The sequence below is a fragment of the Chryseobacterium sp. NG-CE01 genome, assembly GCF_055695505.1.
This window is the reverse complement of the sequence record NZ_CM146369.1, coordinates 2,286,638-2,307,728: the sequence shown is the minus strand read 5'-3', so window position 1 is coordinate 2,307,728 and position 21,091 is coordinate 2,286,638. Positions and strand designations below refer to the sequence as shown.

At 37.3% G+C, this 21,091-nt stretch carries 19 protein-coding genes; 10 read left to right on the top strand and 9 right to left on the bottom strand.

Features of this window, described 5'->3' with window-relative positions; translation table 11 throughout:
• Positions 1–332 precede the first annotated feature (332 nt).
• Together ACYT6F_RS11010 and ACYT6F_RS11005 are read right to left on the bottom strand one after the other, a co-directional pair.
• Positions 333–2,360: a M13 family metallopeptidase gene (locus ACYT6F_RS11010; RefSeq protein WP_472597724.1), complete on the bottom strand. Its 2,028-nt coding sequence runs from the start codon at positions 2,358–2,360 to the stop codon at positions 333–335.
• Positions 2,361–2,454: 94 nt separating this feature from the next.
• Complete coding sequence (locus tag ACYT6F_RS11005; RefSeq protein ID WP_472597723.1) at positions 2,455–3,711, bottom strand: CinA family nicotinamide mononucleotide deamidase-related protein; 1,257 nt, start codon at positions 3,709–3,711, stop codon at positions 2,455–2,457.
• Positions 3,712–3,826: 115 nt separating this feature from the next.
• Between ACYT6F_RS11005 and ACYT6F_RS11000 the strand changes: the two genes are divergently transcribed.
• On the top strand, positions 3,827–4,297 hold the full coding sequence (locus ACYT6F_RS11000) for a DUF7832 domain-containing protein (RefSeq protein ID WP_472597722.1): 471 nt from the start codon (positions 3,827–3,829) through the stop codon (positions 4,295–4,297).
• Between the two features lie 66 nt (positions 4,298–4,363).
• Here ACYT6F_RS11000 and ACYT6F_RS10995 read toward each other — a convergent pair whose 3' ends face one another.
• From ACYT6F_RS10995 to ACYT6F_RS10985, 3 genes are all read right to left on the bottom strand, one after another.
• Positions 4,364–4,903 carry a lipocalin family protein gene (locus ACYT6F_RS10995; protein WP_472597721.1) on the bottom strand — a complete coding sequence of 180 codons (540 nt, stop codon included), beginning with the start codon at positions 4,901–4,903 and terminating at the stop codon, positions 4,364–4,366.
• Positions 4,904–5,359: 456 nt separating this feature from the next.
• Positions 5,360–6,094, bottom strand: a complete 735-nt coding sequence (locus ACYT6F_RS10990) for a LytR/AlgR family response regulator transcription factor (protein ID WP_472597720.1) — start codon at positions 6,092–6,094, stop codon at positions 5,360–5,362.
• Entirely contained in the window at positions 6,091–7,872 is a 1,782-nt protein-coding gene (locus ACYT6F_RS10985) for a tetratricopeptide repeat-containing sensor histidine kinase (protein WP_472597719.1), read from the bottom strand. The genes ACYT6F_RS10990 and ACYT6F_RS10985 overlap by 4 nt, the downstream gene beginning before the upstream one ends.
• 129 nt (positions 7,873–8,001) lie before the next feature.
• On the opposite strand from ACYT6F_RS10985, the gene ACYT6F_RS10980 reads away from it, so the two are divergent.
• From ACYT6F_RS10980 to ACYT6F_RS10955, 6 genes are all read left to right on the top strand, one after another.
• Complete coding sequence (locus tag ACYT6F_RS10980) at positions 8,002–9,387, top strand: vWA domain-containing protein (protein WP_472597718.1); 1,386 nt, start codon at positions 8,002–8,004, stop codon at positions 9,385–9,387.
• 122 nt (positions 9,388–9,509) lie between these two features.
• Entirely contained in the window at positions 9,510–9,863 is a 354-nt protein-coding gene (locus ACYT6F_RS10975; RefSeq protein ID WP_472597717.1) for a hypothetical protein, read from the top strand.
• Positions 9,864–10,132: 269 nt separating this feature from the next.
• Positions 10,133–10,807 (top strand): SIMPL domain-containing protein, encoded by a 675-nt coding sequence (locus tag ACYT6F_RS10970; RefSeq protein WP_472597716.1) that lies wholly within the window; start codon positions 10,133–10,135, stop codon positions 10,805–10,807.
• An 11-nt stretch (positions 10,808–10,818) separates the two neighbouring features.
• Positions 10,819–12,018: a VWA domain-containing protein gene (locus tag ACYT6F_RS10965; protein ID WP_472597715.1), complete on the top strand. Its 1,200-nt coding sequence runs from the start codon at positions 10,819–10,821 to the stop codon at positions 12,016–12,018.
• Between the two features lie 273 nt (positions 12,019–12,291).
• A complete protein-coding gene (locus ACYT6F_RS10960) occupies positions 12,292–12,672 on the top strand; it encodes a SpoIIAA family protein (protein WP_029296622.1) in 381 nt (126 codons plus the stop codon).
• Between the two features lie 121 nt (positions 12,673–12,793).
• A complete protein-coding gene (locus ACYT6F_RS10955) occupies positions 12,794–14,131 on the top strand; it encodes an IS1182 family transposase (RefSeq protein WP_472597713.1) in 1,338 nt (445 codons plus the stop codon).
• Positions 14,132–14,249: 118 nt separating this feature from the next.
• Here the strand turns inward: ACYT6F_RS10955 and ACYT6F_RS10950 are convergent, their stop codons facing one another.
• Both ACYT6F_RS10950 and lipA read right to left on the bottom strand, forming a co-directional pair.
• The gene (locus tag ACYT6F_RS10950; protein WP_472597712.1) at positions 14,250–15,443 is read right to left on the bottom strand and encodes an MFS transporter; all 1,194 of its coding nucleotides are present in this window, start codon (positions 15,441–15,443) and stop codon (positions 14,250–14,252) included.
• Positions 15,444–15,729: 286 nt separating this feature from the next.
• Positions 15,730–16,596 carry a lipoyl synthase gene (gene lipA, locus ACYT6F_RS10945; RefSeq protein ID WP_472597711.1) on the bottom strand — a complete coding sequence of 289 codons (867 nt, stop codon included), beginning with the start codon at positions 16,594–16,596 and terminating at the stop codon, positions 15,730–15,732.
• Between the two features lie 108 nt (positions 16,597–16,704).
• On the opposite strand from lipA, the gene ACYT6F_RS10940 reads away from it, so the two are divergent.
• Positions 16,705–17,337, top strand: a complete 633-nt coding sequence (locus tag ACYT6F_RS10940) for a hypothetical protein (RefSeq protein ID WP_472597710.1) — start codon at positions 16,705–16,707, stop codon at positions 17,335–17,337.
• Positions 17,338–17,426: 89 nt separating this feature from the next.
• Here the strand turns inward: ACYT6F_RS10940 and ACYT6F_RS10935 are convergent, their stop codons facing one another.
• A complete protein-coding gene (locus ACYT6F_RS10935; RefSeq protein ID WP_169232649.1) occupies positions 17,427–17,987 on the bottom strand; it encodes an RNA polymerase sigma factor in 561 nt (186 codons plus the stop codon).
• A gap of 344 nt (positions 17,988–18,331) precedes the next feature.
• On the opposite strand from ACYT6F_RS10935, the gene tyrS reads away from it, so the two are divergent.
• Positions 18,332–19,612 carry a tyrosine--tRNA ligase gene (tyrS, locus tag ACYT6F_RS10930; protein ID WP_472597709.1) on the top strand — a complete coding sequence of 427 codons (1,281 nt, stop codon included), beginning with the start codon at positions 18,332–18,334 and terminating at the stop codon, positions 19,610–19,612.
• Between the two features lie 135 nt (positions 19,613–19,747).
• Here tyrS and ACYT6F_RS10925 read toward each other — a convergent pair whose 3' ends face one another.
• Positions 19,748–20,200 (bottom strand): hypothetical protein, encoded by a 453-nt coding sequence (locus ACYT6F_RS10925; protein ID WP_472597708.1) that lies wholly within the window; start codon positions 20,198–20,200, stop codon positions 19,748–19,750.
• 243 nt (positions 20,201–20,443) lie between these two features.
• Between ACYT6F_RS10925 and ACYT6F_RS10920 the strand changes: the two genes are divergently transcribed.
• Positions 20,444–21,082, top strand: a complete 639-nt coding sequence (locus ACYT6F_RS10920; RefSeq protein WP_472597707.1) for an alpha/beta hydrolase — start codon at positions 20,444–20,446, stop codon at positions 21,080–21,082.
• Positions 21,083–21,091: the final 9 nt, after the last annotated feature.

The window sequence follows — 21,091 nt, the reverse complement described above, 5'->3', positions numbered from 1 at the left end:
GAAGTTTTTCTTTCAAAATTTTTCCGTTGATTTTTTTTGTTCGTAAAGATATTTTGATAAGATCAGCATAAACTATTCACTCAACAAATAATAGAGGGGTTTCTGAACCAGGGATAATTTCTATCTTTATGATATTGAAAAAATTGACTGACATCTTAGCCGTGATTGCAGCATTTGTCTGAGCTCATTTTTTAGGTTTCGGCGCGGCAGCTTCGCTGCCGCGCCGAAACCTAAAAAATAGCGAGTGCGGAAAGCGCGAAACAGCTCCAAAAAAATCTAAAAACAAAAAAAACCGCTCATTGCTGAACGGTTTCTATTTTGGATGAATGCTGTTACCAGATTTTAATTCTTTCTTCCGGTTTTTTGTAAAGTTTGTCGCCTTCTTTCACGTCAAATGCTTTGTAGAAAGCGTCAACATTGGTAAGAGGTCCGAAACTTCTGAAATATCCGGGAGAGTGTGGGTCTGTTTTCACCTGATTGATCATGTATTTTTCGCTGGATAATGTTCTCCAAACGGTTGCCCAGCTCAGGAAGAATCTCTGATCCTGCGTGTAACCACTGATAGGTCCAGGATTTCCTTTGTCTTTAAGATACATTTGCAATGCATCATAGGCGATATTTACTCCACCTAAATCGGCGATGTTTTCACCGTTTGTAAAGGTTCCGTTTACGAAAGTTCCTTTTACCGGCTCGTATTTATCATACTGTGCGGCAAGCGCTTTCGTAGCTTTTTCGAAGTTGGCTTTATCTTCCGGAGTCCACCAGTCTACAAGGTTTCCGTCTGCATCGAACTGTGCTCCCGAGTCATCAAATCCGTGGCTCATTTCGTGACCGATAACAGCACCGATTCCACCGAAATTCACCGCTGCATCTGCATTAGGATTAAAGAAAGGCGGCTGAAGAATGGCTGCCGGGAATACAATCTCGTTGTTTACAGGATTGTAGTAAGCGTTCACCGTTTGCGGAGTCATTCCCCACTCTGATTTATCCACCGGTTTCCCGATTTTAGCAAGGTCTTTGCTGTACTGCCATTCTGTAATGTTCTGAAGATTTGAATATAGATTTCCTCCTTTTGATTCAGGAATGATCGTTAATTTAGAGTAATCTTTCCATTTATCAGGATAAGCAACTTTTACCGTGAATTTATTTAATTTCTGCATTGCCTTTTCCTTGGTAGTAGAAGACATCCATGCTAAATTGTTGATGTGTACGGCAAAGCTTTTCTTCAGATAATCGATCAGCTCCACCATTTGAGCTTTAGCCTCTGCAGGGAAATATTTTTCAACATATAATTTTCCGAAAGCCTCTCCTAAAGTCCCGTTGATCAGCTCATATCCTCTTTTGTTCAATGCTCTCTGTTCCTGCTGACCTCTTAAGTATTTACCATAGAAAGCAAATCTCATATCTCCCAGCTTTTCGCTTAGATAAGAAGCACTTCCGTTGATCATGTGGAATTTAAGATAATCTTTGATTACAGGAAGGTTTTTCTCATTTACCAGTTTATCGAAATCTTTATAATAACCGATTTCTCCGATGATTACTTTATCTGTATTTACACCAACTGCTTTAAGATAAGCAGGAAGATCCACATCTTTTACCAATGTCTTAAGCTCAGCCATTGTTCTTGGATTATACTGTAGCGTATTGTCACGGCTCTGCTCGTTGGTAAGATAAGTTTTAGCTATGCTTTTTTCGTAGTCTACAATACTTTTTGCAGCTGCATCAGCATTTTTGTAGCCTAATTCTTTCAACATAGAAGCTACATATTTTGTGTATTCTGCAAGAGCTTCCGTGTTTTTATCATTTACTTTCTGATAATAATCTCTACCTAATCCAAGGGATGCATTTCCTAAATAAACGGCGTTCATTTTAGAGTCTTTCAGATCTGCATCAACTCCCCAACCGTACAAAGTGTTTTCACCTTCCTTGGTTACGGAAGTTAAATAATTTTGAAGATCTTTAAGATTTTTAATCGCGTCGATCTTCTTAATGTTTGCCTGTATTGGCTTGATTCCGTCTGCATTTCTCTTCTGGATATTCATATAGGTAGCATACAGGTCCTGAATTTTTTTACCTTCGGTACCGTCTGCAAATTTATCTTTCAAAAGAGAGTTCAGAATAGTCATTGAGTTGTTATCCGTATCTTCCGCCAGCTTGTTGAAACTTCCCCAAGTTGGTTTATCGGAAGGAATTTTAGCGGTTTTCATCCATGTACCGCTCACATAGCTGTAAAAATCGTCCTGAGGACGTACCGATTTATCCATCAGGCTAAGGTCAAGGCCTTTATCTGCCGCCTGAGCGTTCACCATCTGTGAACAAATTCCTCCTAATAAAAGTAGAGAAAGCGTTAATTTTTTCATTATAATTACAATTTATACAATAAGTATGTTATATTTAAAATTTGTTACTTAAAATTTTACTATTTTTTATTAATAAAATTTTGGACTCAAAAGCTCAGTTTTTGTCGGAAATTAAAATTCCCACAATATCCTGAATGATTTTCTGCGACACGAAATGCATAAAATCCAGCCTTTCCAGATGCGGCATATATAATTTTGACGTAACAGCGTTTTCTCCCACTTTTATAGTATAGAAAACGGTTCCTACCTCTTTCCCGTCCTCTCCTTTTCCCGGGCCTGCCACTCCGGTTGTTGACACGGCGATGTCGGTATTAAATAACTTTTGGCATCCGTCTGCCATTTCGGCAGCAACCTGTTCGCTGACCACAGTGAACTCTTCCACCGTTTCTTTTTTAACTTTCAAGATTTCAATCTTTTTTTCCGTAGCATAAGCGATCATTCCGCCAAGAAAATACCTGGAGCTTCCTGAAACAGAAGTAATCAATTTAGCCAATTCTCCTCCCGTACAGCTTTCCGCAACTGAAATAGTCAGTTTTCTTTCCGTTAAAATTTCGGCAAGAATTTTTTCAATTTTATCTTCGGAAGTGGCAATGACATGGTCTTTAATTAAAGGCAGCAGTTTTTGGATTTCTTCCTCCAGCTGCTGCTGAAGAGCTGGTTCATTTTCCCCGGTCGCTGTCAGCCGAAGTTTTACACGTGTTCCAACCGGAAGATAAGACAATGCTAAATTTTCAGGTAATGACAATTCCCAGTCTTCTATCAGGTCAGCTAAAATGCTTTCGGGAATTCCCACTACGGAAACAATTCTTGTGGTAATATAATTCAGGCTGAATTTTTCCTGCAAATATGGCACAATCTGGTCTTTAATTAATGGTTTTACCTCGTAAGGCACTCCCGGAAGGCTGAAGAGCAATTTTCCTTTCTCCTCCATCATCGTGCAGGGCGCCGTTCCATAATGGTTCTGAAAAACCGTTGATCTGGTCGGAACAAAAGCCTGTTCGCGGTTTCTTTCAAGAATTTCCAGTCGCCCCCGCCTTTCCATATACGCTTTCAGATGATTAAATGTCACCTCATCCAGCGCAATTTCGTCATTAAAAAATTCTGCGATGGCTTTCTTGGTTTTATCATCCCTTGTAGGTCCCAGTCCTCCGGTTGTAATAATGATATCTCCTACCTCAAAAGCAGACTGAATGGTACTTTTGATGGTTTCAATTTCATCTGAAATCGTAAAGATCTGAGAAACCTTTATCCCTATATTTTTAAGTTCGGCAGCAATAAAATTAGAATTGGTATCCACGGTGTTTCCGGAAAGGATTTCGTCACCAATGGTAATCAGAACGGCATTTTTCATATAATAATGGTCGAAAAAATTTTTACACAAATGACGGAAAATTCTCTGTTCCCGACAATATAAATTGATTTTTTCTATTTTTGGATGAAATTGTTTAAAACTATAATTAAAAACTATGTCTAAATATGATGATGCTTCATGGCATTACGGCGGTGATTTTCCTGATGAACTTCCTGAAAAGAACGGTGCCACCCACACCGGGATGTTCCTGAACTGGTGTATACACAATGATCTTATTTCTGATGAACTGAGAGAAGGCGCTGCCGAAGAAATAAAAAAATTAAAGCGCCGTGAAAGTACGGGAGCAGAATTTCTTATGGAAGTAATGGACGGAAAATTCTCAGAATATGACCTAAATGCTACAGGAAATGCCTTTGCGCAGGATTATTATAAGGATGAAACGGATTTCGGAAACCGCTACAGTTCATTTGCTGATGATTATGTCAATCTTTTTGACACCAAAGCAGAAGAAAATGATTATGAATATGAAACATTCTATCATATAGAAGATACTTACGAAAACTATGATCTGATGAAGCAGATTATTGATTATCGTTTCGAGGAATGGAAAGAGTATAAAATTTAGACTGATACAAAAAAACCTCACAGGTTTTGAAAACCTGTGAGGTTTATATTTTAAGGTTTATCATAATTAATTGTGCTTAACCCAGATTAATTCATCAGTATTATACCCTACTCTTTTAGCTTTCTCCAGGAATCGCTGTCTTATGATTTCGGGAAGTTCTTTGGTGCGGGAAAGAATCCAGAGATATTTCAAATTATTTCCCATCACTAAGGCATATTGGTAATTATCATCAATATCCACCACGTTGTAACCTGCCCAGATGGGTTTAAAGAAAGAAACTTTTAAACGGGCCTCTGTTTCTTTATTCACGAATCGGGCCTCTCCTACAGACTCTTTCCATTCTTTTTTTACGTAATTGTAGCCTTTATTATCTACTTTAATCGTTCCGTCCGGATTTTTGGAGTAAGTTGCCGTCACGTTATCCATATTTTTCTCAAATTTATAATCGAAACGTGCCATTTCGTACCATGTCCCAAGGTATCTGTCGGCGTTGAAATTCTGAACTGCTGTGGTGCCTTTCGGAATACCCACGGAGCATGAACTTAAAACAAGAAATCCTAAAACACCTAACGAAACCGGGATGGCAATTTTCTGAAAAGTCTTCATAATCATTTTTTTTGTGGTATCTAAATTCTTCAAAAATAATGCCTGAAATTTATTGGATGAATTTGTTTTTTTGATGTGAAGCTGGTATAAGGAATTAGTTTTAAATCTTTTGTTTAAAAATCAAATTATTTTATCGAAAAGAAAAACAAAAGATAGCGTTCCTACGGAACGCCGATTTTATTGCGAATATAACACCTACACAGATAAAACTCTATAGAGTTTTTCTAAGTTTTAGCTAAACAACTTTAATTATACAAAGCCACTTCGTTTATCAAGGTAATTCAAAAGATATATGATTGTGGTAAATTGTCTTGATTACATTAAGCATTAAATCAAATAGCTAAAAAACTCCCTGAAATTGTACTTATGCCATAGATTGTTGCAGCCCGACTTGAGCGGAGCTCTTTTTGTGAACAAAAAAGCGGGAGCGGAAGGCGGAAAAAGCTGCCCCAAAAATTAAGAAAAAACTTTCAGGAAATTATCTTTAAAACTTCCGGAAATTTCAATTTCGGTGTTGTCGGAAAGTGTTGCTGTACCACTTTTGTGATAAGATTTTACGAAATTGATATTGATGATATGGGAACGGTGAACCCTTACAAAAGGATGTTCCAGAAGATCATCGAAATGTTTCAGGAACCGGCATACCATTTTTTTGGAACCATCCGTAAGAAAGACCTGGGTAAAGTTTCCGTCTGCCTGAAGCCTTACAATATCTTCCGTTTTCACGACATCAAATCCCTGTAATGTCGGGAGAATCAGCTGTTGTTTTTCGGGTTTTAACTTTAAGTTTTCAAGGAGAATTTTATTGCGGTTAAAATCTTCTTTTTTCTCGATGCTTTCCGCTACTTTGTTGACCGCCAGAATCAGCTCCTGAATATCGATCGGTTTTAAAATATAATAACTCGCAGACTTGTTGAGCGCCTGCAGTGAGTATTGTGAAAACGCGGTAATGAAAATTGTTTCGTAGGAAAATTCTTTCGTTGCTTCCAACACGTCAAAGGCATTTCCGAAAGGCATTTCGACATCCAGAAAAACAAGTTGCGGCTGCTTTTCGGCAATCACCGGAACGGCTTCCTTAATATTTTCCGCTTCGCCCAAAATCTCTACCTGCGGACAATATTTGTTGAGGTAATTCTTCAAAACTTCTCTTGCGATAACTTCATCGTCTACGATGACGGCTTTTATTTTCATTGGTTTACCAATTTATATCTGATTTGCACAAGAACACCCTGTGCATTTTGTTTATCTGTAATATTGCACTGAATTTCCTGATGATAGAGATCATTCAGCAGAGCAATTCTTTCCAGAGTATTTTTCATTCCACGGCCTTTTCTTGCTTTCTGATGTTCTGTTTTTTGTTTTTTGCTTTCTTCGATCCCGATACCATTATCTTCAATGATGATTTTTAAATGCTGGTTTTCCTTTTCAAATTGCAGCTTTAAAAATCCTTTTGTGGTTCTGTAACGAAGTCCGTGCCAGATGGCGTTCTCAAGGAACGGCTGCACCAGCATTCCGGGAACTTTCAGGCTTTGGGTATTGAGGCTTTCATCTACTTCAATATCGTAATCAAATTTATCTGCAAAACGTGTTTTTTCTAACGCAAGATAATTCTGCAACAGATCCAGCTCCTGCTGAAACGGAATGAAATCTTCGGTGGAATTTTCCATCACCCCGCGCATTAATTTTGAAAATTTGGTTAAATACTGGTTGGCTTCCAGTTCATTGTTCGTGGCAATGAAATGATTGACCGAATTTAAGCTGTTAAAAATAAAATGCGGATTCATTTCACGGCGCAGCGACTGCAGTGCAATTTTTTTATTTTTTATCTGAACTTTTTTCAGGGTCCTGAAAATAAAGATGATGAGTGCGGTTAAAACCAGTAAAACTCCGATTAAACTGTAATTAAATACATTTTTTTTGCGAATAAGTTCATCTTTCAGCTGTTTTTCTTTTTCCAGCTGGGCAATCCGCTGTTCGGTATCTTCAAGGATTTTTTCATCAGCCAGGCTTTTATCTTTTGACACCAGATCCGGCAGTTTTCCTAAAAAGTCGCGGTACAATTGTACCGAAGCATTGGTGTTTTCAGAAACATTGTAGAGGCTGTCGAGCTTTTTTACACTTTTCTGTGCTTCAAGCGTGTGGCCTTTTTCCAGAGCGATTCCGTACGATTTTTTTAATAGGCTGATGGCTTCTCCGATATCATCTTTTTTAATATAAATATCTGCCAGCTCCTGAATCTGCTCAACCTCTTTTTTAGAATTATCTTTAACAAAATCCTCTTTTAAAACGGTCTTTTTAGCTTCAATGGCTTTATCGTAGTTTTTATTTTCAACATAAAAGTCCGTTAATTTCTGATTAATTTCCAATGCCTGTTGCGGCGCTTCCTTTTTAGAAATTTTATAGGCATTTTTAAGATTTGCTTCCGCTTTAGGAATATCATTCTGTTGGATATTCACATCTGCCATCTGGCTGTAACTTGCCGCAAGATCTCCTTTATCATTATCTTTTTCATTAAGCTGAATATTGTTCTGGATCGCCTCTTCCTTTGCTTCGGGAGAATTGACGGAAAGCCTGGTGACATCATTGGTATTAAGCGCGCGGCTTTTTGAGGGCGCAACTTCTGCAGCCCGGCTGTAATTGCTGATTGCCGGAGTTATTTTATTCTGCTTTTCCTGGGACTGGGCCAGTTTCCGGCTTGCTTTTTCAATATTCGGTTTGTCGTTGAGTTTTTCGTAGATATTTTTTGCTTTAGTATAATACTCCTCACTTTTCTGAAAATTTCCGTCATTAAAAAAAGTCTCACCGATATTGTAATAAGATTCTGCCTGTGCCGATTCATCCTTTCTATCAACTGCTTTCTTCAGCTTTTTGCTCTGCACCTGAACATCTTCCACAACCTTACTCTGGGAATATACCATATTCCCGAAAAGCATTGCTGCAAAAAGCATAAAAGCCTTTATCATTTTCATAAAACAAAGATATACATATATATAATCAGGCAAAAACTATTCACCAAGTGGAATTCGTCATTCACCAAGTTTAGTATTTTCTACAGAGTTTACAGGATTAAGTTTGCAATATAATTCAAATAAATCATCATGAAAAATCTATCAGACTTAAACAAAAGCACCTTAATTTACCTGTTCTCTTCAATATTTATCTTTAATATCTCAAAAGCTCAGTTCGGAGTTTCGTCAGGTTCTGTTTCACATACGGTAAGCAATGGACTTACGAGTGCAAATGAGCGTGGATTTCTTAATGAAAACACGATAATCGTAGAAGATTTTATGAACTACCACAAACATCAGATTAAAATTCCAAAGAAAAATGAAGTGGCATTGAGCATTGATTATGACAATACCATTCTTAACTCGGACGACAGTTTTTTACTTCAAATCGGTCTTGCAACACAGAATGTTTCAGACAGGCAACATTCAAACAAAGTAAATGTTTCTCTGGTTATCGACAACAGCGGCTCTATGGGTGGCGGTAAACTTGATAAAGTAAAAAATGCACTTAAAGTTTTTGTAAAAGGATTAAAACCTGAAGATATCATTTCAATTATAAAATTTGATGATACGGCCAATCTGGTTTTAAAATCATCAAAAATAAAAGATGTTGCCGGAAATCTGGATCCGATTATCGAAAGTATTTATCCGGCAGGCTCCACCAATATTCATTCGGGCATGATGATGGGATATTTAGAAGCACAAAAACACAATACCAAAGACTACAACAGTAAGGTAATTCTCCTTACCGACGGAATGACGAATTCAGGAATTACAGATCCTGAGACGATTTTAAGACAATCAAAGGAATTCAACGATAAAGGCATTGACATCAGCACCATCGGAGTCGGACAGCAGCTGGATTTTGATTTATTAAGAAGAATTGCAACGTACGGAAGAGGTTCCAATTATTTTATAGGAGATGCTGAAAAAGACATTCAAAAAACATTTAAGGACGAATCAGAAAGCCTTTTATATAATATTGGGAAAAAGCCGAAACTAACGATCAACCTTCCTGAAGGCATGAGAATCAATAAATTTTACGGATATCAGCCTACTTATATTTCCAATCATCAGATTGAAGTAGAACTTGAAAATCTGGATTGCGGACAAACCCAAATTTTCCTGATGGAAGTTGAAAAAAATGACCTGGAAAGCTCTTCAATTTCAGCTTCATTAGTTTATGAAAAGAATGATAAATTAAAAAATATTTCGGCAAAAAAAGAATATGATGCAATGACGGAAACAACGCAACAGGAGTTAAAGAAAAATTTTCAGATTGCTAAAATGGCTACGGAACTCAAAAAAGCAGCGAAGGATTTTTCACAGACGAATATCGGAAATACCAGAAAATCCATGCAGGACATCATCAATTATTATCAGTCGTTCTGCGATAAAAAAGACGAAGACTTGAGGAGAATTTATGATATTGCTTTACAATATTCACCAAGACAAAATGCAAAGTCTTATGAGTAAAGCTTCAGGCTACCTCAATTTTTTATCACATTTTATATGAAAAAATGGTAACATGAAAATTGAAATTCCGTTAACAGTCAATCATTTAGCATTTATTACATTTGTTAAAACCAAACATAACTATGAAAAAACAGCTTTACATTTTTCTTTTGCCTGTATTATTCCTGCAGAGTTGTTCATTTCTTGAACAAAACAACTTCATTGAAACCAAGATCATTTCCAGCGATCTCAATGAAAAAATTGTTTACAAATTCTATCAGACGGGGCTTCATGATTACAAAGTAGATTTTTACTCGGTGGATCAGTCGGGTTCTACCAAACTTTTCGAACATGATCTCGACGATGCGCTTGCAACTTCCGAAACGTATACCATTTCAGAAAAGAATGACGAACTCATTATCCGCACCAAACTTTTTTGTGAGGTAACAAAAATCGTCACCCGAAACGGAAAATCAATCATCCTGACCAACAGATAAACAGTTCTTCTCAGGACTGTTCTTTTTATTTGAAGCTAATCCCGCTTTCCACTGTATCTTTTTGGTTTTTCCAACACGCAGGCTGAGCCTGTCGAAGCCTACGCCAAACCAAAAAGGATGTCGTTGCAATCGGGGCTAGGATGTTAGTCATTCATTTAAATAATTTCCCCAACTCACCAAGTCAAACCTTCATTTCACCAAGTCTCCCGATTTTCAGTTTTAAATCTGGGTAATTTTACTTCAGAAGTTTAAAATTAAAAAAAGAAATTATGAAACTGAGACATTTTTTACTGATCGGGTTATTTTTTATAGCAGGACTGATCAACGCGCAGGAAACAAAGAAAAATTTCATTGAAGTAACCGGAATTGCAGAAATGGAAGTGGAGCCGGATGAAATTATTTTCAATGTAGGAATTAAAGGCGACAACAAAAACCAGCTTGCCGACAATGAAAAACAGTTGTTTGAAATCCTTAAAAGTAATGGTGTAAAAAACGAAGACATCAAATTCAAATCGATGTACCAGAATATCTATTCCAAAACGAAAATTTTCACTAAGAATCTTCAGTTTAAAGTGACAAAGAAAACCGATATGGGAAATCTTTTTGAAAGTCTGAACCAGAAATGGATCACCAGCATCAACATTTCGGAAATTAAGAATACGAAGATCACAGATTTCAGAAAAACTGTAAAAATCAATGCGTTGAAAGCGGCAAAGGAAAAAGCAGACTATCTGTTGGAAAGTATGGGCAAAAGAACCGGAACTCCGCTTGAGATCGTTGAAATTGAAGATTACACCAGCGATATGATTATGCCGATGAACTTCAGAGCCAAAGTATCCAATATTCAGCTTGAAGCTGCCGATGCTAATGTAGACTATTCTTTTGAAAACATCGATAACATTAAGCTGAAATACAGCATCAAAACAAAATACGAAATTCTCTAAACAGATAAATCATGACAGCTTTTAAAATTTTAACACTGACGATAGGAACTTTGGCTCTTCTGAGTACACAGAATTCCGGAGAAAACTTAACCTGCAGCAAAGGCAGACAGGTTCCTCCCACTGAAAAAAGATTGGCTGTAAGTGAGCCTTCAAAAATAATTGCAGCTAAGGAAAATAAAATTCAGGTAGCGTTGCTTCTTGATACTTCCAACAGTATGGACGGACTGATTGACCAGACAAAATCAAGGCTTTGGAATATCGTGAATACGCTGACCACGTTAAAGTATAACGGAAAAGCGCCGGAAGTGGAAATCGCGTTGTACGAATACGGAAATGACGGAATCAGTGACGAAAATTATATCCGTCAGGTCACTCCTCTCACCCAGGACCTGGATCTGGTTTCTGAAAAGCTTTTTGCCTTGAGAACCAACGGCGGAAATGAATTTTGCGGAGCGGTAATCCGGGATGCTTCAATGAACTTAAACTGGGACAGCAATGAAAAAAGCATGAAGCTGATCTATATCGCCGGAAACGAACCGTTCGATCAGGGAAAAGTCAGCTATAAAAATGTAATTTCAGATGCGAAGAGGAAAAAGATTTACACCAACACTATTTTTTGTGGAAACCGGGATGAAGGAATCCGTACTTTCTGGCAAAACGGAGCATCACTGGGAGACGGCAGATATTTCAATATCGACAGCGATCAGAAGGTCATTTATATTGAAACTCCTTATGACGTAAGAATTTCCGAGTGCAATGCAAAACTGAATGATACCTATATCTATTACGGAAGCCACGGCTCGGAGTTTAAGTCCAAACAAATGCTGCAGGATAAAAATGCGGAAGTACAGTCTGCACCCAACGCTGTGGAAAGAACGGTAGCAAAATCCAAGAAAAATGCGTACAACAATGAGCATTGGGACCTGGTAGACCGCACGGAGAAGGATAAAGATTTTATATCGGAAGTAAAAGAATCTGAACTTCCTGCAGAACTGAAAGGCAAAAGCAGGGAAGAAATCAAAAAAGCGGTGTCTCAAAAGTCTGCTCAAAGGGAAAAAATTCAGAAAGAGATTGAAGAACTTTCAAAGAAACGTCAGGAATATATTGACATAGAAATGAAAAAACGCGGAAATGCTGATGCTGATGATTTGGGAAAAGCCATTGAAAGATCGGTTATTGAACTGGCAAAGAAAAACGGATACAGCTTTTAATCACCAATTTATTTCGGAATTTATAATATTTTAAAGTGATAATTGATAAACTAATACCATGAAAATATATTGATAAAAATGTGACGTAACTACTGAAAGTCACAGTATATTTTGTGTGAACCCCTGCAGATTGCAGGGGTTTTTAGGAAAGGTAAGCTTTTATAAATATTATATTAAATCACCACTAATTGAATATTTTATTAACCAAATATTAAATAATGGTTTACTTTTTGTTATCAACTTAAAATCTAAACCACAATAAAATATTACAATATGATAACGATTATTCCAGAAGCTCCGGAAAATGTTGCGGCTTTCAATGCAACGGGAGAAGTAACAAAAGAAGATTTTGAAAACCTGGTAATCCCAAGAGTAAAGCAAAAGGTCGATCAGTTTAATGAACTGAACTATCTGCTGTATCTGGATACGGATCTGGATAATTTTACCATGGGAGCCTGGCTGCAGGATGCGCTTTTAGGATTAAAAAACCTAACAAAGTGGAACAGAACCGCTATTGTTACCGATAAAGAAGGGGTACAGAATTTTACTGATATTTTCAGTGTATTGATGCCGGGAGAGTTTAAATCTTTTCCTAAAGGGAATCTTTACAATGCTCTTTACTGGTGTAAAAACGGCAATGAAGTCGAAGCGTAATAAGCTTATTATAAAAACAACAGAAGAGGCTGTCTCAAAAGTGAGACAGTCTTTTTTATTGATCATAAAAAAAGGAAAGTCTGAGACTTTCCTAATTGCAGCAATTTTCATAAATTGCTGTATGCATAGTAGATCAAAGGTAATCTTTAAAGATTATAATCCCAAACAAAACTTTTTGTTTCCGCCCAATTTATTAGATTTTATAGAAGAGAATCATCCGGTACGGTTGGTTTCTGAGGTTATAGACCGATTGGATATCCGCAACCTGATTAACGAATATAAATCAGGGGGAAGTTCCAGCTATCATCCTAAAATGCTTCTGAAGGTTCTGATTTTTGGATATCTCAATAATATTTATTCGAGCAGAAAACTGGAACAGGCATTAAAGGAAAATGTCTACTTCATGTGGCTTTCAGCAATGCAGAGACCTGACCATAACACGCTTAACCGCTTTAGGAGCGATAAACTCAAAGGTCAGATCAGGGATATTTTTACTCAGATTGTGATGCTGCTTCATAAAGAAGGACACGTTAGTTTAAAAACAACCTTTGTAGACGGAACCAAGATAGAAGCCAATGCAAACCGCTATACTTTTGTCTGGGGAAGAGCTTTGAAGAAAAGCAGGGAAAGAATAGAACACCAGCTGGAAGAATTATGGAATTATACGCAGCAGATTGCTCAGGAAGAACTTAGAGATACCGAACCTGTTATTTTTAAATCTATTGATAAAGAAAAAGTAAGTAAGGTCATTCAAACCATAGATTCTGTTTTAAAGAAAAAGAAGATTTCCTCAAAAGTTCGCCAGAAGATTGGTTATGCCCGTAAAAACTGGCGTAACAATCTGGAGAAATATGAAGCATATGAAAAGATTCTGGCCGGAAGAAACAGCTTTAGTAAAACGGATCATGATGCTACTTTTATGAGGATGAAGGAAGACCATATGCGAAACGGACAGCTCAAACCCGCTTATAATCTGCAGCTTTCTACCGAGAATCAGTTTATTGTTCATTATACCCTCCATCCTAATCCTACTGATACCCAGACCCTGGCCTTGCATATAGAAAGCTTTGAAGAAAATTATGGACACCCACCTGGTGAAGTTGTTGCAGATGCAGGATACGGAAGCTATGAGAACTATGAATTTCTAAGACAGAAAAAAGTAAAAGCATATGTAAAATACAATTACTTTAATAAAGACCAAAAATCAAAACAAGTTACCCAGTCTGCATCAAATCCCAAACTTGCAAAACATAGGAACAGGATTTTCAGGCTTCTCAATACCAAACGGGGAATTGCCTTAAGAAAGCAACGATGTTACGACGTAGAACCTGTTTTCGCCCAAATCAAGCACAATAAAAGTTTTAAACGCTTTTTCTTACGAGGAAAGGTGAAAGTAGAAATTGAAACCGGTCTTCTCGCCATCGCCCATAACCTTAAAAAACTACAAAAAGCAGCATAAAACAACTGCTTTTTGTAGTTTTTTATAAAACATAGAAAATGTCCCGCTTTTTATAAACTTCAAAACTAAATAAAAAAAACAAAAGAGACTGCCTTTTGAGACAGCCTCTTTTATTTTGCTATTTTTCACACGAAATACAATCCGCTACCGCTTGCTGATCTTCTGATGAATAAAGATATTTGTAACGTACACTAATGATAAGTCCTATCAGCGTCATCCCCACTCCCACCAGTGAAGGATAATTGAATTCATAACCTTTTTGTAAAGGAATACCGCCAAGGAAGGCTCCCATGGCATTGGCAATATTAAAAGCTGCCTGCATAAACGCAGCTGCCATCATTTCGCTTTTCGGTGCGGCTTTCATCATCATGATATTAATAGGCGCCGCAACAGACATCGACAACGCCCCGCATATAAAAGTAAGAATGAGTGACACAGTACGGTATTCTGATAAGAAAAATACGCCTCCGAGCGAGATCATCATCAACAGCAACAGTAAGGAACATGTTTTTTCAGGGCTTAATCTATCGGATAAATACCCGCCCACAAGATTTCCGACCACCATTCCGGCACCGGCAAGAATCATAACATACGCCATATAACTTTCCGGTATTCCTGAAACAATAGTCATCAGCGGCGTGATATAACTGAACCAGGTAAACAGTCCGCCAAATCCGATTGCCGTAATCATTAAAACCAGCCACACCTGTCTTTTCTTAAGAAACTTGAGTTCTTCCATAAAATGGGTTTCTTTGTCAGCCTGCACAGCGGGGAGCCAGAGTTTGATAAATAAAAGCGCTAATAGACCGATTACAGAAACAATGGCAAAATACCACCTCCAGTGAAAGGTATGACCTATATAAGTTACAAGAGGAACCATAGCAAGATTGGCAATAGTGAGTCCCGTGAACATCAATGAAATATTGAATGCCTCTTTTCCTTTTTCAGCCATTCTTGCCGCAACTACAGTTCCCACTCCGAAAAACGCTCCGTGAGGAAGTCCTGAAAGAAAACGGATGATCATCATCGTCGTATAGTCGGGCGCCATAGCAGAAAGAGCATTAAACAAAGTAAAAATCACCATTAATGCCATCAATACTTTTTTAGGAGAAAACTTTACTGAATATCCGATCAGGATGGGTGCACCAACCACCACTCCAAATGCATAAGCAGAAATGAGATGTCCTGCTTCAGGAATACTGATCTGTAAACTTTTTGCCATATCCGGAAGCAGCCCCATAATCGTAAACTCCGTTGTCCCTATTCCCAATCCTCCAACGGCAAGAGGTATTATTTTTTTATCTAATTTCATTATCCTTCTTTAAACGTGCAAAATTCGGCACAAATAATCATTTATGCTTTAACCAAAATGACATAAATTTCTTCTATATTAACCTATTTCATAATTTAAAACTTAATATGAGTACATAAAAGTAATTTTGAATTTGTAATAAACTGTAATTATTCCTAATTACAGATGGAATTAAAAACAGGGATTACTCTGAATTAAGCACAGGTTTTTACTGCTGCAGTTCTCTTTAATAAATAGGCGAACGACAGCTTAAAAAAATCGCTTCAAAACTGAAGCGATGTATGTTTTAATGAATATGTTTTTCTGCGTGATAAGAACTTCTCACTAACGGTGAACTTTCCACATGCCTGAATCCGAGGCTTCTTGCAAAATCTCCCAACTCATCGAACTCTTCAGGGGTAATAAATCTTTTTACAGGAAGATGTTTTTTGGTCGGCTGCAGATACTGTCCTAAAGTAATAACATCTACATTTGCATTTCTGATGTCTTCAATCGTCTGGAAAACCTCATCTTTGGTTTCCCCCAGGCCAAGCATTACTCCGGTTTTGGTTCTTCTCTGCCCTGCTTCTTTAAGATATCTCAGCACATCAAGGCTTCTTTCGTATTTTGCCTGGATTCTTACTTCTCTGGTAAGGCGCTTTACGGTTTCCATATTATGGGAAATTACTTCAGGTGCCACATCTACCAAACGGTCAATATGTTTCGTGATCCCCTGAAAGTCCGGAATCAGCGTTTCCATAGTAGTTCCCGGAGAAATTCTTCTTACGGCATTTACAGTTTCCGCCCAAAGAATTGATCCCATATCTTTCAGATCATCACGGTCTACCGAAGTAAGTACAGCATGTTTGATCTTCATTAATTTGATGGAGCGGGCAACTTTTTCAGGTTCGTCCCAGTTTACATCAAGTGGTTTTCCGGTTTTCACTCCACAGAATCCGCAGCTTCTGGTGCAGATATTTCCGAGAATCATAAAGGTTGCCGTACCTTCGCCCCAGCATTCGCCCATATTCGGGCAGCTTCCGCTTTGGCAGATTGTATTTAATTTATATTTATCAACCAAAGTTCTCAGCTCTCTGTAATTCTTACCGGTAGGAAGTTTTACACGGATCCATTTTGGTTTCTGAACGGTTGTATTTTGAATTAAATCCTCCATGTACATCTCAAATTGAGGGTCAAAGTTAGTGATTTTTTTATCGAAACAATCAAAGACAGAGATTGATGAAACACATAATTTTGTATTTTTAAATATAATTATCATCTCATGAAATCTATCTTATGTTTTTTAACCCTTATATTGAATATATTATGTTTTGCTCAAAAAGAATTTCAGCCGCAAGGTGCTACAGTTATTGAAACTGTTGACGGAGACCTTGATGGTGACCATATTTCTGAGAAAGTAATTGTTTATAATACAAAAGACACTACGGATTTTGGAAATATCCGTGAAATCCATATACTGAAGAAGGTCAATCAAAAATGGACTATCCTGGAAAAGTCAAGGAATGCTATTCTAAAAAGCAAAGACGGCGGTATGATGGGCGATCCTTATCAGAGCACCGAAATTAAAAATGGAATTTTAATGATTACCCAGGCCGGAGGAAGCAGCTGGAAATGGGGCTATACAGATAAATACCGATTTCAGAACGGGCATTTTGAGCTCGTCGGGTATTCATCCGACAGTGGAAAACCCGAAGAATACTGGGTTGATATAGACTTTAATCTGTCTACAGGAAAACTGATTTTTGATAAGGAAGTTGAAAATACTGAAGAATACGGAAATTCTAAAAGAGAAGTTTTCATTAAAAAAGGAATGAAAATAAATTTGCAAAACAGAAATCAGGAAAAACAAAGAGAAATCTTACTTCCGAAGACAAAGGAGAAAGTTTATTTGTAACTGTGAAAGGTAATTATCCTATTTTGACGTTAAGCATTGTTTAGATTGTTACAGAATAGCAATCTGAATGAATAATTTTATGAATACATTTAATTATCTTCAAATTCATTGTTTTTCAACAATTCAGCCAATACTTTTTTTGCACGCATTACTCGGACTTTGGTATTGGCAACGGAAATACCCAGTTCTTCTGCAATTTCTTTAATGCTTTTTTCTTCAAAAAAACGCAGCTTGATAATATCCTGGTAATTGGCATCCAGCGATTCTATGGTTTTAATAATCTTTTTCTGCTCTTCCTCAGAAATCATCAACTCTTCCGGAGATTTTGCATACTGGTTTTTCACTTCTTCCAGGTTTTCGGTAGGATCCTGATTTTCACGGCTTTTTCTTCTCCAGAAATCGATGATGGTATTCTGTGCAATGGTCAGTACCCAGGTTTTAAACTGAAAGTGCGGATCATACATATCCAGCTTCGACAATACTTTTGAAAAAACATTCACTGTTATCTCATCTGCATCATTTTCATCATGAACTTTTTTCATCACAAAAGAGAAAACATCAACCCAAAAAATATTGATGAGCCTGGTTTGGGCTTTCTGATCCTTTTCCTTTGCTTTTGTAATAAGCTGGAATAATTGTTCGTCATTCATTATTAACAAATATAATTGATTCTGGCTTAAAATACAACGGCTCGAAACAATGAATTATTACACAAAATTTACATCGCCGATCGAGGTTTAGCCCTGATCGCAGCAATTGTTTGAGCTCATTTTTTGTTTTCGGCGCGGCAGCGAAGCTGCCGCGCCGAAAACAAAAAATAGCGAGTGCGGAGAGCAGGAAAAAGCTTCTAAAAAATAAATACAGTCTTTATATGGGATCAAAGTGCTCTTAAAAAATAAATGACAGACTTATCAGCATTAAATGACAGATGGTTCGCCTGTCCTTATTTCGTTGAAATGATTATCTTTGCACCTTAATTTTAAAGTTAGAAATAATGAACTCTTTTATTGAAGAATTGAAATGGCGCGGTCTTTTTGCAGACATGATGCCCGGAACGGATGAACAACTGGATAAGGAAATGACAACTGCCTATATCGGTTTTGATCCTACTGCAGATTCTTTGCATATTGGAAGTCTTATTCAGATAAAAATCCTTGCCCACTTTCAGCAGCACGGTCATAAGCCCATTGCTTTGGTAGGAGGTGCTACAGGAATGATTGGAGATCCTTCGGGAAAATCTTCAGAAAGAAATCTTTTGGATGAGGAAACACTTCTTCATTATGTAGACTGCCTGAAAAATCAGCTGTCAAGATTTCTTGACTTCTCAGGAAGTGAGCCTAATAAAGCTGAGCTTGTCAATAATTATGACTGGATGAAGAATATTTCTTTCCTTGATTTTGCTAAAAATGTAGGGAAAAATATCACCGTCAATTATATGATGGCAAAGGATTCTGTAAAGAAAAGGTTTTCGGGAGAAGCCGGGGCCGAAGGAATGAGCTTTACGGAGTTTACGTACCAGCTGATCCAGGGATACGATTTCCTTCATTTGTACCAGAACAATAACGTAAAGCTTCAGATGGGAGGCTCTGACCAGTGGGGAAATATCACTACCGGAACGGAACTGATCCGCAGAAAAGCCCAGGGTGAAGCATTCGCATTGACGGTTCCTTTGATCACCAAAGCAGATGGATCTAAATTCGGAAAATCGGAAAGCGGAGAAAATTACTGGCTGGATAAGAAGAAAACTTCTCCGTACAAATTCTACCAGTTCTGGCTGAATGCAACGGATGATGATGCTGAACGATTTATCAAATTCTATACATTCCTTGGAAAAGAAGAAATAGAATCACTGATTGAGGATCACAAAATTGCTCCTAATGAAAGAAAACTTCAGAAAAAACTTGCTGAAGAAGTTACAGTTTGGGTTCACGGGAGAGAAGAATATGAAAAGGCATTGAGAGCTTCTGAAATTTTATTCAGTAAGGGAATGGATGATATGAGTGAACAAATATTTACAGAAATTTTTGACGGAATTCCTAATGCTGAAATGCAAAAAGCTAATATCATAGGTTTAAATATAGTTGATTTGCTTTCTGAATCAAAATTTTTAAAATCTAAAAGCGAAGCTCAGAGAGAATTAAAAGGAAATGCAATCTCTGTAAACAAACAAAAAGTAAATGCTTCTTTTTCTATTAGTGAAAACGATTTTGTTGATGGTAAATTCCTTCTCTTGCAAAAAGGTAAAAGGAATCAGTTTATCGTAAAAGCTATTTAAGTTCTTTCTTAATATAATTATCTATTTGGCGCGGGATTTTCAATCCCATGCCCAATGCGTTTTAAGGCAACAATTAATCACCTTTTTTTCAAAAAAAGACCGCTCACGCGGTCTTTATATCTTATTGAATATATTCTATAATTCTAAGAAACTGTAATAGGTAGCAGCATTTTTCTCTCCTGATCCCACTGCTTTCTTTGTTTTGGCAAGCTCCCCGTCAACATAGATGTTTACGATCAATTCTGAGTCAGCATACGGAAGAACAGCATTGGCAGCAAGGTTAAGTTGAGACTGGCTTGAGCTTACAAACTGGTCACCTGACGTCCATGTAATTCCGGTAGGATTGAAAGTAGTACTTGGACTTGTTCCTATCTGGGTTACAACAGTTTTAAAATTTGCAGCTGGTGGCGAAGTAGGTGGCGTACTTGGTCCGTTAACAATTATTTTTGCTTCAAATTTAATAATGTGATCTGTGAATTCCTCATCGTCATCCTCCTTACAGGAGTTAAGAACAGAAATTACCGAAAATAATACGGCGAATAAAAAAGAAAGCTTGAGTAAACTTTTTGATTTGTAAAATTGCTTCATTTTTTCCAAATAGATTTTTAATGTTTCAAATATAGGTTTTTTATCAATATAAAAATAGGTTTCATGAAAATTTTCCAACAAAAATTTCTAAAAAATATCGATTTAATAAATACCATTTCTTTTTTCTTACTTCCTCCGGAAAAACTCTTGCGGCAAAGAGAAGACAGTTTGTCACCCCATTACAGATGGTCCCATTTTTATGTTATTAAATCATCATAAACCTTTATTAATTATCTTTGCATAATGAACTTAGATTACATTGTAAGAGAACCCGAACATATCACTTCAGCTACAACCATTCTTTTTATGCTTCACGGATACGGAAGCAATGAGCAGGATCTTTTCAGCTTCAGGGAAACACTTCCTGCAGACTGGATCATCGTAAGCTTCAGAGCACCGAAAACAACACAGTTTGAAGGATACTCATGGTACGATATAGATTTTAATAATCCCGAACTTTTCGTAGAGGTACAGCAGGCCAACGAATCGCTCAACAGCCTCTTGGAGAGTATTCTCGGCATTGTCAACCGTTATGGTATTACCGAGGGAAAAACGCATCTGTGCGGCTTCAGCCAGGGTGGAATCCTGTGTTATGCTCTAGCCCTGAAATATCCTGAAATGTTTAATCTTGTTGCCTGCTTAAGCAGCTATCCGGAAGAAAAGCTCCTGCACGATATTGTAAAGGATAAGAAAAAACTGGAAAGATTGCGCTTTTTCATTTCACATGGTACCGATGATGCTGTGATTCCTTTGGAATGGGGAAGAAAAGCTGCTGATCTACTGTATGATCTGGGCTGCTACTTTTCTTTCAGAGAATATATGAGCGGCCACGGAGTAAATCAGAAAAATTACATGGACCTTATGGATTTTTTCTCCAAATAATTTCACAAT